This window comes from Streptomyces sp. SID5643, assembly GCF_009872555.1.
GTDB classification, from domain to species: Bacteria; Actinomycetota; Actinomycetes; order Streptomycetales; family Streptomycetaceae; genus Streptomyces; species Streptomyces iakyrus.
This window is the reverse complement of the sequence record NZ_WWIC01000002.1, coordinates 1-12,401: the sequence shown is the minus strand read 5'-3', so window position 1 is coordinate 12,401 and position 12,401 is coordinate 1. Positions and strand designations below refer to the sequence as shown.

Genomic DNA, 12,401 nt, shown 5'->3' with positions numbered 1-12,401 from the left:
CCCACCGGCGGGCCGGCCGCGTAAGAGTTCCGTCAAAGTGCGCCCCGGAGGGTGCCCGGCGTCCGGCTGCCGCGCCTTCCGGCCGTAGGGTCGACGCTGCGCAGTCGGCAGACGACCGGAAGACAAAGAGGCCATGGCACGCGGCAAGCTTCGGATCCACCTCGGTGCGGCACCGGGCGTCGGCAAGACGTACGCGATGCTGGCCGAGGCGCACCGTCGCGTCGAGCGGGGCACCGACTGTGTGGTGGCCTTCGTCGAGCACCACGGACGGCCCCGCACCGAAGTGCTGTTGCACGGCCTGGAGCAGGTGCCGCGCCGGGAACTGGCGTACCGCGGCGGCGTCTTCCCCGAGATGGACCTCGACGCCGTCCTCGCCCGCCGCCCCCAGGTCGCGCTGGTGGACGATCTCGCCCACACCAACATCCCCGGCTCCCGCAACGCCGAGCGCTGGCAGGACGTGGAGGAACTGCTCGCCGCCGGGATCGACGTGATCTCCACCGTCGACATCCAGCACCTGGAGTCCCTCGGCGACGTCGTCGAGTCGATCACCGGGGTGCGGCAGCAGGAAACCGTGCCGGACGAGGTGGTCCGCCGGGCCGATCAGGTCGAGCTCGTCGACATGACGCCCCAGGCGCTGCGGCGGCGGATGGCGCACGGCAACATCCACCGGCCCGAGGAGATCGACGCCGCCCTGTCGAACCAATTCCGGCCCGGCAACCTGACCGCCCTGCGTGAGCTCGCACTGCTGTGGGTGGCCGACCGGGCCGACGCCTGCCTCACCCGGTACCGCAGGGAGCACCGGGTCTCGAAGATCTGGGGCTCGCGCGAGCGGATCGTGGTCGGTCTGACCGGTGGCCCCGAGGGCCGCACGCTCGTCCGCCGGGGCGCCCGGCTGGCCGAGAAGGGCGCCGGTGGCGAGGTGCTGGCCGTCTACATAGCCCGCAGCGACGGGCTGACCTCGGCTTCGCCCGAGGAACTGGCGTTGCAGCGGACCCTGGTCGAAGACCTGGGCGGAACGTTCCATCATGTCGTCGGCGACGACATACCGGCCGCGCTGCTCGACTTCGCCCGCGGTGTCAACGCCACCCAGATCGTGCTCGGCTCCTCGCGCCGCAAGACCTGGCAGTACGTCTTCGGGCCCGGCGTCGGAGCGACGGTCGCCCGGGAGTCCGGACCCGACCTCGACGTGCACATCGTCACCCACGACGAGGTCGCCCGGGGCCGGGGGCTGCCGGTCGCCCGGGGCGCGCGGCTCGGACGCTCCCGGCGGGTGTGCGGCTGGATCACCGGTGTCGCCGGACCACCGCTGCTCGCCGCACTGCTCAACGCCGTCGACCTCGGCCTCGCCAACGACATGCTGCTGTTCCTGGCGCTGACGGTTGCGGCGGCCCTGCTCGGCGGTCTGCTGCCCGCCCTGGCCTCGGCGGCGGTGGGCTCCCTGCTGCTGAACTACTTCTACACACCGCCCCTGCACCGCTGGGCCGTCGCGGACCCGGAGAACATCGTCGCCCTCGTGATCTTCGTCGCGGTCGGTGTGGCCGTGGCCTCCGTGGTCGACCTCGCCGCCCGCCGCACGCAGCAGGCGGCCCGGCTGCGGGCCGAGTCCGAGATCCTGTCCTTCCTCGCCGGCAACGTGCTGCGCGGCGAGACGGGCCTGGAGGATCTGCTGGAACGGGTCCGGGAGACCTTCGGCATGGAGTCGGCGGCCCTGCTGGAACGAGCGAGCGACGTCGAGCCCTGGACCTGCGCCGGCCGCGTCGGCCGGGGACGTCCGGTCGGCCGGCCCGATCAGGCGGACGTGGACATGCCCGTCGGCGACCACATGGCCCTGGCCCTCACCGGCCGCGTGCTGCCCGCCGAGGACCGCCGGGTGCTGGCCGCCTTCGCCGCCCAGGCCGCCGTCGTCCTGGACCGCCGCCGGCTTCGGGAGGAGGCCGACCGGGCCCGCACGCTCGCCGAGGGCAACCGCATCCGTACGGCCCTGCTGGCCGCCGTCAGCCACGATCTGCGCACCCCCCTCGCCGGGATCAAGGCCGCGGTGACCTCCCTGCGCTCCGAGGACGTCGAGTGGTCCGAGGAGGACCGGGCCGAGCTGCTGGCGGGCATCGAGGAGGGCGCCGACCGGCTCGACCACCTCGTCGGCAACCTGCTCGACATGTCCCGGCTCAGGACGGGCACCGTCACCCCGCTGATCCGCGAGATCGACCTCGACGAGGTGGTGCCGGCGGCGCTCGGCGGCGTGCCCGAGGGCAGTGCCTGCCTGGACGTGCCCGAGACGCTGCCCATGGTCGCCGTCGATCCCGGGCTGCTGGAGCGGGCGATCGCCAACCTCGTGGAGAACGCCGTCACGTACAGTCCGCCCGGCGCACCCGTGCTGGTCGCCGGCAGCGCGCTCGCCGACCGGGTGGAGGTGCGGATCGTCGACCGGGGGCCGGGCGTGCCCGACGAGGCCAAGGAGCGCATCTTCGAGCCCTTCCAGCGCCACGGCGACGCCCCGCGCGGTGCGGGCGTGGGTCTGGGCCTGGCGGTGGCACGCGGCTTCGCCGAGGCCATGGGCGGCACCCTGGACGCCGAGGACACCCCCGGTGGCGGGCTCACCATGGTCCTCACCCTCCGCGCGGCGGAAGCCCGCCCGGCGCACCGTCCCGCGGCAGAACCGGAAAGGCAGGCCTCATGACCCGCGTCCTCGTGGTCGACGACGAGCCGCAGATCGTGCGCGCCCTCGTGATCAACCTGAAGGCGCGCGCGTACGACGTCGACGCGGCCCACGACGGTGCCACCGCCCTGCGGCTCGCCGCCGCCCACCACCCCCACGTGGTCGTCCTCGACCTCGGGCTGCCCGACATGGACGGCGTCGAGGTGATCAGGGGACTGCGCGGCTGGACCCGGGTGCCGATCCTGGTGCTGTCCGCCCGGCACACCTCCGACGAGAAGGTCGAGGCGCTGGACGCGGGCGCCGACGACTACGTCACCAAGCCCTTCGGCATGGACGAGCTGCTGGCCCGGCTGCGGGCCGCCGTGCGCCGGGCCGAACCGGCCGGCGACGCCCCGGGCGACGTGATCGTCGACACCGGCGAGTTCACCGTCGACCTGGCGGCGAAGAAGGTCAACCGGTCCGGCAAGGACGTACGGCTCACCCCCACGGAGTGGCACCTGCTGGAGGTCCTCGTGCGCAACAGCGGACGCCTGGTCGGGCAGAAGCAGCTGCTCCAGGAGGTGTGGGGGCCCTCGTACGGGACGGAGACGAACTATCTGCGCGTGTACATGGCGCAGTTGCGGCGGAAGCTGGAAGCGGACCCCTCGCACCCGAGGCACTTCGTCACCGAGCCGGGCATGGGGTACCGCTTCGAGAAGTGAGGGGTGTCGCGCCGGGAGAACAGGCTCCTCGCCCTTCGTCAGCAGGCCCCGGTACGCTTCAGATATGAGTGCTGTCCCTCGTTCCGAAAAGCCGGCGGGCCGTTTCCGGCGCATGCTCGACCGGCTCTCCTCGTCGCAGGAGGACCTGGAGTCCGAGGAACTGCGCGAAGACAGCGAGACGGCCGGCTGTATCCGGATCGGAGACTGCCAGGACCGCCAGATAGTGACGGTTACTGGTACCTTGCGCACGGTCACCCTTCGGCCGCGTGCGGGAGTCCCGGCCCTGGAGGCCGAGCTGTTCGACGGCTCCGCCGCACTGGACGTGGTCTGGCTCGGCAGGCGCTCCATCGTGGGGATAGAGCCGGGGCGCAGACTGATCGCGTCGGGCCGCATCTCGATGAGCCGGGGCCGCCGGGTGCTGTTCAATCCCAAGTACGAACTGAGACCCCTCGGACGGGAGTAGCCGGTGACGTCGCTCGACAAGCCGACCGAAGAGACATCTGCGGACGACGCCCGGGCGGTGACCGAGGCCGCCCTGTTCGAGGCGTTCGGCGGCGTGCGGGGCATGGTGGAGACGGTGCTGCCCGGCCTCCTCTTCGTCACCATCTACACGATCAACAAGGACCTGCACCTCTCGGCGATCGCGGCGCTGGCCGTGTCGCTGGTGCTGGTCGTGGTCCGGCTGGTGATGAAGGACACCGTCAAGCACGCCTTCAGCGGGGTCTTCGGCGTGGCCTTCGGTGTCGTCTTCGCGATGATGACCGGCAACGCCAAGGACTTCTACCTGCCCGGCATGCTCTACACGCTGGGCCTGGGCCTCGCCTACATCATCACCACCCTGTGCGGGGTGCCGCTGATCGGGCTGATCCTCGGCCCGGTCTTCAAGGAGAACCTCTCCTGGCGCACGCGCAACCCCGGCCGCAAGAAGGCCTACGCGAAGGCCAGCTACGCGTGGGGAGCGATCCTGCTCGCCAAGTGCGCGATCCTCTTCCCGCTGTACTGGTGGGCCGACACCACCCAGCTGGGCTGGGTCCTGGTCGCCCTGAAGATCCCGCCGTTCCTGCTCGCGGTGTATCTGACGTGGGTGTTCCTCGCGAAGGCGCCCGCGCCGATCGACGTGTTCGCCGAGATGGAGGCCGAGGAGAAGGCGGCCGAGGAACGCGAGCGGCAGGCTGCCGCCCGGTCCGCGGAGCAGTGAGCCCCCCCCCGCGCTGACGGAAACGGAAGGGGCGTCCCGAGCACTCGGGACGCCCCTTCCGCTCGTTCGGGAGACGGCTCAGCTCGCCGCTGTCCGCCGCACCGACAGCAGGTCCTCCAGCTGCTCCTCACGGGCCTGCGCCGCCACGAAGAGGAGCTCGTCGCCGGCCTCCAGGGAGTCCTCCCGCGAGGGCGTCAGCACGCGGTTGCCGCGGATGATCGTCACCAGGGACGTGTCCTGCGGCCACTCGACGTCGCCGACCTGCGTGCCGGCCAGGGCCGACTCCTCCGGCAGGGTCAGTTCGACCAGGTTGGCGTCGCCGTGGCTGAAGCGGAGCAGGCGGACCAGGTCGCCCACGCTCACCGCCTCCTCGACCAGGGCCGACATCAGACGCGGGGTGGAGACGGCCACGTCCACGCCCCAGGACTCGTTGAACAACCACTCGTTCTTGGGGTTGTTCACGCGGGCGACGACGCGCGGGACGCCGTACTCCGTCTTGGCGAGGAGCGAGACGACCAGGTTCACCTTGTCGTCGCCGGTCGCGGCGATCACGACGTTGCAGCGCTGGAGCGCCGCCTCGTCCAGGGACGTGATCTCGCAGGCGTCGGCGAGCAGCCACTCGGCCTGCGGGACGCGCTCGACCGAGATGGCGGTCGGCGCCTTGTCGATCAACAGGACCTCGTGGCCGTTCTCCAGCAGTTCGCCCGCGATCGAGCGGCCGACGGCGCCGGCTCCGGCAATGGCGACCCTCATCAGTGACCGCCCTCCTCTTCGGGACCCTTGGCGAACGCCGCCTCGACCTTGTCGACCTCGTCGGTGCGCATCATCACGTGCACCAGGTCGCCCTCCTGCAACACCGTCTGCGAGGTGGGCAGGACCGCCTCGCCGAGCCGCGTCAGGAACGCCACGCGTACGCCCGTCTCCTCCTGGATGCGGCTGATCTTGTGGCCGACCCAGGCGGTGGAGGTGTGCACCTCGGCGAGCTGGACCCCGCCGGTGGGGTCGCGCCACAGCGGCTCCGCGCCGGAGGGGAGCAGACGGCGCAGCATCTGGTCGGCCGTCCAGCGGACGGTCGCGACGGTGGGGATGCCCAGGCGCTGGTAGACCTCCGCGCGGCGGGGGTCGTAGATGCGGGCGGCGACGTTCTCGATGCCGAACATCTCGCGGGCCACGCGCGCGGCGATGATGTTGGAGTTGTCACCGCTGGAGACGGCGGCGAAGGCGCCGGCCTCCTCGATGCCCGCCTCGCGCAGGGTGTCCTGGTCGAAGCCGACGCCCGTGACGCGGCGGCCGCCGAACCCTGAGCCCAGCCGGCGGAAGGCAGTGGGGTCCTGGTCGACCACGGCGACCGTGTGCCCCTGTTGCTCCAGGTTCTGGGCCAGAGCGGAACCCACCCTTCCGCAACCCATGATGACGATGTGCATGGCCTCACACCACGCTTCCCGCAGACCTTCCGGCCTGCGTCAGTGTTCTGCTCATGTCTCTCTCTCGGCTCGCCGGGCAGCACTTCGCGGCCTTCTGTGCGGGCCGCCAGGCACCATCATGCCGGGGAACGCCGGGTGTGATCCCCTTCGGAGCCCGCCCACCCGGCCGATCGCCCGTATCCAACGTATCGGCAAGGCCGGGGCAGCCCGCCAGGACCCTCGTTGCGGCCAGGGGGGCTGAGGCCTGCCGGCTCACCGGGCGCCCTGCACCGCCGCGGTGTTGACCGCGTCCGTGCCGCTGCGGTGGTCCCTGAGACACGACGTGGTGACACCCGTCGCGAGGGAGTCGAGCAGCGCGGGGTTCAGGAGTACCTGGAGAACCGGCGCGAGCAGTACCCGACCGTCGCGGCGAACAACTACATTGCCGACATCGACTGGGACACCGGCTTCACCGTCGGGCTGGAACTGCTGCTCGACGGCTTCGACGCGCAGACCGGGAGCTGGGGCCGGGCGCCCCGGTCGAACCGGACCGGGAGGCTTCCAGGCCTCGCGGCCTACGACGTGCGAGAGAACGGACCGGCATGAGTCATGAGATCGACGTCCTCGTCCTGGGCGGCGCGGGCGTTGACACGATCGTGCACGTGCCCGAACTGCCCGTGCCGTTCGCGGACAGCCACATGATCCGCCCCGGAATCGTCACGCGGGCGGGACAGAGCGGCGACTTCGTGGCGCTCGGCACGACCGCGCTGGGCCTGCGCACCCACCACCTCGACCTGCTCGGCGACGACCCCGAGGGCGACCTCGTCCGCGCGCTGCACCGGGAGCACGGCATCGGGCTCACGGCCGTCCCGCAGCCGCTCGGCACCAAACGCGCGGTGAACCTCGTCGGCCCCGACGGCAGGCGGTCGTCCCTCTACGACGCCACCCGCGCCGCCGACACGGACCGGCTGCCCGAGGACACCGTGCGCACCCTCGCCGCCGTCAGCCGGCACGCCCACGTCGTCATCACCCAGCCGTGCGCCCAGGCACTGCCCGCCCTGCGCGAGACCGGCGTGACGATCTCCACCGACCTGCACGACTGGGACGGCTCCAACCCCTACCACGAGCCCTTCGCCCACCAGGCCGACCTGGTCTTCCTGTCCAGCACGGCCCTGTCCGACCCGGAGCGGACCATGCGGCGGATCACCGAGCGGGGCAGGGCCCGGATCGTCGTCGCCACGGCAGGCGCGGACGGGGCGTACCTGCTGGCCGACGGTGAGCTCACCCACGTACCCGCCGCCCCGCCCCCGGCCCCGGTCGTCGACTCCAACGGCGCGGGTGACGCCTTCGCCGCCGCGTTCCTCCACGCCTGGCTCGACGGCACCCCGCCCCACCGCAGCGCCCTGCACGGCGCGGTGGCCGGCGCCTACGCCTGCACGATCCCCTCGACCCGGGCCGCCGCCATCGGACGGGAGGAACTGAGCGCGGGGGTGACGCGGCTGGAACGGCCGGGCATCCTCTAGGGCCGAGCCCCGGGCGAGACGTCCTTGCGGCGGCTGATGCTGCGGACACTCGCCACCGTCAGGATCCCGAGGGCGACGAGGGTGGCCGCGGCGCCGATCAGCTGGGCGGGCGTGTGCATGGGACCTCCAGGGGCGGCAACGGCCGGGAGACGGACGGGGCTCAGTCATATAGGCATGGGAAACGGGTGACCTGCGGAATCCCCAGCCGCACAGCCCTCTGAATTCACTCGGAGAGCAGAGGGAACGCCGATGGGGGGTGGCGGGTGGGCACCCCCGCAATCGAACGCCTACGATCCTCTGTTGTGTCCAAACTGACCGACGTGCCCAAACGGATCCTGATCGGGCGCGCACTGCGCAGCGATCGGCTGGGCGAAACGCTCCTGCCGAAGCGCATCGCACTCCCCGTCTTCGCCTCCGACCCGCTCTCCTCCGTGGCGTACGCGCCCGGCGAGGTCCTGCTGGTCCTGTCGATCGCGGGCGTGACGGCGTACCACTTCAGCCCCTGGATCGCCGTCGCGGTCGTCGTGCTGATGTTCACCGTGGTGGCGTCGTACCGGCAGAACGTGCACGCCTACCCCAGCGGCGGCGGCGACTACGAGGTGGCGACCACCAACCTCGGCCCCAAGGCCGGCCTGACGGTCGCGAGCGCGCTGCTCGTCGACTACGTCCTCACCGTAGCCGTGTCGATCTCCTCCGGCATCGAGAACCTCGGCTCCGCCATCCCGTTCGTCGTCGAGCACAAGGTGCTCTGCGCGATCGGCGTGATCGTGCTGCTGACCCTGATGAACCTGCGCGGGGTCAAGGAGTCCGGCTCGCTGTTCGCGATCCCGACGTACGTCTTCGTCGCCGGCGTCTTCACCATGATCGCGTGGGGCGCCTTCCGCGGACTGGTCCTGGACGACACCATGCGGGCACCGACCGCGGACTACGTCATCAAGCCCGAGCACCAGGGGCTGGCCGGATTCGCCCTGGTCTTCCTGCTGCTGCGCGCCTTCTCCTCCGGCTGCGCCGCCCTCACCGGCGTCGAGGCGATCTCCAACGGCGTCCCGGCTTTCCGCAAGCCCAAGTCGAAGAACGCCGCGACCACCCTCGCCATGATGGGCCTGCTGGCCGTCACCATGTTCTGCGGCATCATCGCGCTGGCCGCCGCGACCGACGTCCGCATGGCCGAGAACCCGGCCAAGGACCTTGTCCACAACGGTGTTCCGCTCGGCCCGGACTATGTGCAGCACCCGGTGATCGCTCAGGTCGCCGAGGCCGTCTTCGGCGCGGACAGCATCCTGTTCATCGTCCTGGCCGCCGCCACCGCGCTGGTGCTGTTCCTCGCCGCGAACACCGCCTACAACGGTTTCCCGCTGCTCGGCTCGATCCTCGCGCAGGACCGCTACCTGCCCCGCCAGCTGCACACCCGCGGCGACCGGCTGGCCTTCTCCAACGGCATCGTGCTCCTCGCCGGCGCGGCCGCCTTGCTGGTGGGGATCTACGGCGCCGACTCCACCCGGCTGATCCAGCTGTACATCGTCGGTGTGTTCGTGTCCTTCACGCTCAGCCAGACCGGCATGGTCCGGCACTGGAACCGCCACCTGGCCACCGAGAAGGACCAGGCCAAGCGCCGCCACATGATCCGTTCCCGCGCGATCAACACGTTCGGCGCGTTCTTCACCGGCCTCGTGCTGGTCGTCGTCCTCGTCACCAAGTTCACGCACGGCGCCTGGGTCGCCCTGCTCGGCATGGTGATCTTCTACGCGACGATGACCGCCATCCGTAAGCACTACGACCGGGTCGCCGCCGAGATCGCCGCCCCCGAGGGCCCGAGCGACGACAGCGTCCGGCCCTCCCGCGTCCACTCGGTCGTGCTGATCTCCAAGATCCACCGCCCCGCGCTGCGCGCCCTGGCCTACGCCAAGCTGATGCGCTCGGACACGCTGGAGGCCCTCAGCGTCAACGTCGACCCGGCGGAGACCAAGGCCCTGCGCGAGGAGTGGGAGCGGCGCGGCATCGACGTACCGCTGAAGGTCCTGGACTCTCCCTACCGCGAGATCACGCGGCCGATCATCGAGTACGTCAAGAGCCTGCGCAAGGAGTCGCCGCGCGACGCGGTGTCCGTGATCATCCCCGAGTACGTCGTCGGCCACTGGTACGAGCACCTGCTGCACAACCAGAGCGCCCTGCGGCTGAAGGGCCGGCTGCTGTTCACGCCCGGCATCATGGTGACGTCCGTGCCCTACCAGCTCCAGTCGTCCGAGGCGGCCAAGCGGCGGGCCCGCAGGCAGCAGGACTGGAACGCGCCGGGCTCGGTGCGCCGGGGTCCCGCGCAGGTGCGGTCGAAGGAGTCCTCCGAGCCCAAGTCCTGACGATTTCCCGGGGCGACGGCTCGTGTGAAGCGGCCGGGCGGCAGCCACGTAGACTGGTGGGCTGTTGTCCGGCCGCTTCCGTTCGGCCCTTCCCCTCACGCGTTATGGAGTCACCCCGCCATGCAGGCAGAACCGAGGAAGTCGCTGGTGGGGGAGGAGTACGAGGTCGAGGTCGGCCCCGTCGCCCACGGCGGTCACTGCATCGCCCGCACGTCCGAGGGCCAGGTGCTGTTCGTCCGGCACGCACTGCCCGGTGAGCGGGTCGTGGCGCGGGTGACGGAGGGCGAGGAGGGCGCGCGGTTCCTGCGCGCCGACGCGGTGACGGTGCTGGACGCCTCGAAGGACCGCATCGACGAGCCCTGCCCGTTCGCCGGCCCCGGCCGTTGCGGCGGCTGCGACTGGCAGCACGCCAAGCCCGGCGCGCAGCGGCGCCTGAAGGCCGACGTCATCGCCGAACAGCTCCAGCACCTCGCCGGGCTCACCCCGGAGGAGGCGGGCTGGGACGGCACGGTGCTGCCCGCCGAGGGCGACAAGGTGCCGGCCGGCCAGGTCCCGGCGTGGCGCACCCGCGTCCAGTACGCCGTCACCGCCGACGGCCGGGCGGGCCTGCGCCGGCACCGCTCGCACGAGGTCGAGCCCATCGACCACTGCATGATCGCCGCGGAAGGCGTCAGCGAGCTGGGCATCGAGAAGCGGGTCTGGACGGGCATGGACTCCGTCGAGGCGATCGCGGCGACGGGCTCCCAGGACCGCCAGGTGATCCTCACCCCGAAGCCGGGCGCGCGCCTGCCGCTGGTCGAACTCGACCGCCCGGTCTCCGTCCTGCGCGTGGACGAGCGATCCGGCGGCGTGCACCGCGTCCACGGCCGCCCCTTCGTCCGCGAACGCGCCGACGGCCGCACGCACCGCGTCGGCAACGGCGGCTTCTGGCAGGTCCACCCGAAGGCTGCCGACACGCTGGTCACGGCCGTGATGCAGGGCCTGCTCCCGCGCAAGGGCGACATGGCCCTCGACCTCTACTGCGGCGTCGGCCTCTTCGCCGGCGCCCTCGCCGACCGCGTCGGCGACCAGGGCGCGGTCCTCGGCATCGAGTCGGGCAAGCGCGCCGTGGAGGACGCACGGCACAACCTCGCGGACTTCGAGCGCGTACGGATCGAGCAGGGCAAGGTCGAGAGCGTGCTGCCGCGCACGGGCATCTCGGAGGTCGACCTGATCGTCCTGGACCCCCCGCGGGCGGGGGCGGGCCGGAAGACGGTCCACCACCTGGCCTCGCTGGGCGCGCGGCGGATCGCGTACGTGGCGTGCGATCCGGCTGCGCTGGCGCGGGACTTGGGGTATTTCCGGGACGGGGGGTACCGGGTGCGGACGCTTCGGGCGTTCGATCTGTTTCCGATGACGTCGCACGTGGAGTGCGTCGCGATCCTCGAACCTGCGGGCAAGAGGCCCTGACCTGCGCTTTTGTCGTCCGGGTGGGTTGCTCGACCTGTTTTCCCTCCGTGTAGCGGTTCCGCGGAGTTCCGCCATGCCGGGCGCGCGGATGGCCAACCGGATGAACGGGGGCGCCTGTGTCCCGGCGGGAGCCGGGTGCGCCGAAGCGCCGGACCGGGCCCCTCGGGGGGAGAGGGCCGGTCCGGCGCTTCGGCGCGTCACCGCTCAGGGCGTCTGCCAGCTGTGCGGGGCGTGGAAGGGGTGGGGGCGCCAGGAGGTGGTGCCGGGGGTGGACGCCTGCGCGTCGACGCCGGCCCGGGCGGCACGGCTGAGCAGCAGGGCTGCGAGGGCGGCCAGTTCCTCGTCCGTGGCTTGGCCCTTCTCGATGCGGATGGGGGGCGGGGGAGTGAGCATGGGACCTCCGTCGCTGTGGGGCGGCCGTGCCGTCACTGAGGGGGGTTGCCGTGCTTGCGGGCGGGGTGGTCGGCGTGCTTGGTGCGCAGCATCGCCAGTGAGCGGATGAGGACCTCGCGGGTGTCGGCCGGGTCGATGACGTCGTCGACCAGGCCCCGCTCGGCCGCGTAGTAGGGGTGCATCAGTTCCGCCTTGTACTCCTTGACCAGCTCGGCCCGCATGGCCTCGGGGTCCTCGGCCTCGGCGATCCGGCGGCGGAAGATGACGTTGGCCGCACCCTCCGCGCCCATGACCGCGATCTCGTTGGTGGGCCAGGCGTAGGTGAGGTCGGCGCCGATGGACTGGCTGTCCATGACGATGTAGGCGCCGCCGTAGGCCTTGCGCAGGATCAGGGAGATCCGCGGCACCGTGGCGTTGCAGTACGCGTACAGCAGTTTGGCGCCGTGGCGGATGATGCCGCCGTGCTCCTGGTCGACGCCGGGCAGGAACCCGGGGACGTCCAGGAGGGTGACGATCGGGATGCTGAAGGCGTCGCACATCTGCACGAAGCGGGCGGCCTTCTCGCTGGCCTCGATGTCCAGGACACCGGCGAGCACCCGGGGCTGGTTGGCGACGACGCCCACCACCTGCCCGCCGAGCCGGGCGAGCGCGCAGATGATGTTGCGCGCCCAGCGCTCGTGGACCTCCAGGTACTCGCCGTCGTCGACGATCTCCTCGATGACCT

Annotated in this window: 13 protein-coding genes; 8 read left to right on the top strand and 5 right to left on the bottom strand. The window is 71.6% G+C overall.

Going from position 1 to position 12,401, the window contains the following annotated elements; all coding sequences use genetic code 11:
- Positions 1–133 precede the first annotated feature (133 nt).
- From GTY56_RS00305 to GTY56_RS00290, 4 genes are all read left to right on the top strand, one after another.
- A complete protein-coding gene (locus tag GTY56_RS00305) occupies positions 134–2,677 on the top strand; it encodes a sensor histidine kinase (protein ID WP_161361309.1) in 2,544 nt (847 codons plus the stop codon).
- On the top strand, positions 2,674–3,357 hold the full coding sequence (locus GTY56_RS00300) for a response regulator (RefSeq protein WP_161361307.1): 684 nt from the start codon (positions 2,674–2,676) through the stop codon (positions 3,355–3,357). Before GTY56_RS00305 ends, GTY56_RS00300 begins: the two co-directional genes overlap by 4 nt.
- 64 nt (positions 3,358–3,421) lie before the next feature.
- On the top strand, positions 3,422–3,820 hold the full coding sequence (locus GTY56_RS00295; protein ID WP_161361305.1) for an OB-fold nucleic acid binding domain-containing protein: 399 nt from the start codon (positions 3,422–3,424) through the stop codon (positions 3,818–3,820).
- Between the two features lie 3 nt (positions 3,821–3,823).
- Positions 3,824–4,555, top strand: coding sequence for a DUF3159 domain-containing protein (locus GTY56_RS00290; protein ID WP_161361303.1), 732 nt, complete (start codon positions 3,824–3,826; stop codon positions 4,553–4,555).
- A gap of 78 nt (positions 4,556–4,633) precedes the next feature.
- Here GTY56_RS00290 and GTY56_RS00285 read toward each other — a convergent pair whose 3' ends face one another.
- Together GTY56_RS00285 and GTY56_RS00280 are read right to left on the bottom strand one after the other, a co-directional pair.
- The gene (locus GTY56_RS00285; RefSeq protein WP_107459969.1) at positions 4,634–5,308 is read right to left on the bottom strand and encodes a potassium channel family protein; all 675 of its coding nucleotides are present in this window, start codon (positions 5,306–5,308) and stop codon (positions 4,634–4,636) included.
- Positions 5,308–5,979, bottom strand: a complete 672-nt coding sequence (locus GTY56_RS00280) for a potassium channel family protein (protein WP_033308364.1) — start codon at positions 5,977–5,979, stop codon at positions 5,308–5,310. Before GTY56_RS00280 ends, GTY56_RS00285 begins: the two co-directional genes overlap by 1 nt.
- A gap of 303 nt (positions 5,980–6,282) precedes the next feature.
- Here GTY56_RS00280 and GTY56_RS00275 point away from each other — a divergent pair, with 303 nt between their 5' ends.
- On the top strand, positions 6,283–6,564 hold the full coding sequence (locus GTY56_RS00275) for a hypothetical protein (RefSeq protein WP_161361301.1): 282 nt from the start codon (positions 6,283–6,285) through the stop codon (positions 6,562–6,564).
- Entirely contained in the window at positions 6,561–7,481 is a 921-nt protein-coding gene (locus GTY56_RS00270) for a PfkB family carbohydrate kinase (RefSeq protein ID WP_161361299.1), read from the top strand. The genes GTY56_RS00275 and GTY56_RS00270 overlap by 4 nt, the downstream gene beginning before the upstream one ends.
- Here GTY56_RS00270 and GTY56_RS41040 read toward each other — a convergent pair.
- On the bottom strand, positions 7,478–7,600 hold the full coding sequence (locus GTY56_RS41040) for a hypothetical protein (RefSeq protein ID WP_258199080.1): 123 nt from the start codon (positions 7,598–7,600) through the stop codon (positions 7,478–7,480). The genes GTY56_RS00270 and GTY56_RS41040 overlap by 4 nt on opposite strands.
- 183 nt (positions 7,601–7,783) lie before the next feature.
- On the opposite strand from GTY56_RS41040, the gene GTY56_RS00265 reads away from it, so the two are divergent.
- Together GTY56_RS00265 and GTY56_RS00260 are read left to right on the top strand one after the other, a co-directional pair.
- Positions 7,784–9,835: an amino acid permease gene (locus GTY56_RS00265; RefSeq protein ID WP_161361297.1), complete on the top strand. Its 2,052-nt coding sequence runs from the start codon at positions 7,784–7,786 to the stop codon at positions 9,833–9,835.
- A 120-nt stretch (positions 9,836–9,955) separates the two neighbouring features.
- The gene (locus GTY56_RS00260) at positions 9,956–11,284 is read left to right on the top strand and encodes a class I SAM-dependent RNA methyltransferase (RefSeq protein WP_161361295.1); all 1,329 of its coding nucleotides are present in this window, start codon (positions 9,956–9,958) and stop codon (positions 11,282–11,284) included.
- A 204-nt stretch (positions 11,285–11,488) separates the two neighbouring features.
- On the opposite strand, the gene GTY56_RS00255 is transcribed toward GTY56_RS00260, so the two are convergent.
- Complete coding sequence (locus GTY56_RS00255; protein WP_030234973.1) at positions 11,489–11,677, bottom strand: acyl-CoA carboxylase epsilon subunit; 189 nt, start codon at positions 11,675–11,677, stop codon at positions 11,489–11,491.
- Positions 11,678–11,709: 32 nt separating this feature from the next.
- The coding region (locus GTY56_RS00250) for an acyl-CoA carboxylase subunit beta (protein ID WP_272923328.1) at positions 11,710–12,401 on the bottom strand (692 nt) is incomplete at its 5' end.

Excerpts from the sequence above, each read along its gene's own strand:
- GTY56_RS00285 (WP_107459969.1), bottom strand. The coding sequence starts at position 5,308 with ATGAGGGTCGCCATTGCCGGAGCCGGCGCCGTCGGCCGCTCGATCGCG.
- GTY56_RS00305 (WP_161361309.1), top strand. The coding sequence starts at position 134 with ATGGCACGCGGCAAGCTTCGGATCCACCTCGGTGCGGCACCGGGCGTC.
- GTY56_RS00260 (WP_161361295.1), top strand. The coding sequence starts at position 9,956 with ATGCAGGCAGAACCGAGGAAGTCGCTGGTGGGGGAGGAGTACGAGGTC.
- GTY56_RS00300 (WP_161361307.1), top strand. The coding sequence starts at position 2,674 with ATGACCCGCGTCCTCGTGGTCGACGACGAGCCGCAGATCGTGCGCGCC.
- GTY56_RS00280 (WP_033308364.1), bottom strand. The coding sequence starts at position 5,979 with ATGCACATCGTCATCATGGGTTGCGGAAGGGTGGGTTCCGCTCTGGCC.
- GTY56_RS00270 (WP_161361299.1), top strand. The coding sequence starts at position 6,561 with ATGAGTCATGAGATCGACGTCCTCGTCCTGGGCGGCGCGGGCGTTGAC.
- GTY56_RS41040 (WP_258199080.1), bottom strand. The coding sequence starts at position 7,600 with ATGCACACGCCCGCCCAGCTGATCGGCGCCGCGGCCACCCTCGTCGCC.
- GTY56_RS00295 (WP_161361305.1), top strand. The coding sequence starts at position 3,422 with ATGAGTGCTGTCCCTCGTTCCGAAAAGCCGGCGGGCCGTTTCCGGCGC.
- GTY56_RS00255 (WP_030234973.1), bottom strand. The coding sequence starts at position 11,677 with ATGCTCACTCCCCCGCCCCCCATCCGCATCGAGAAGGGCCAAGCCACG.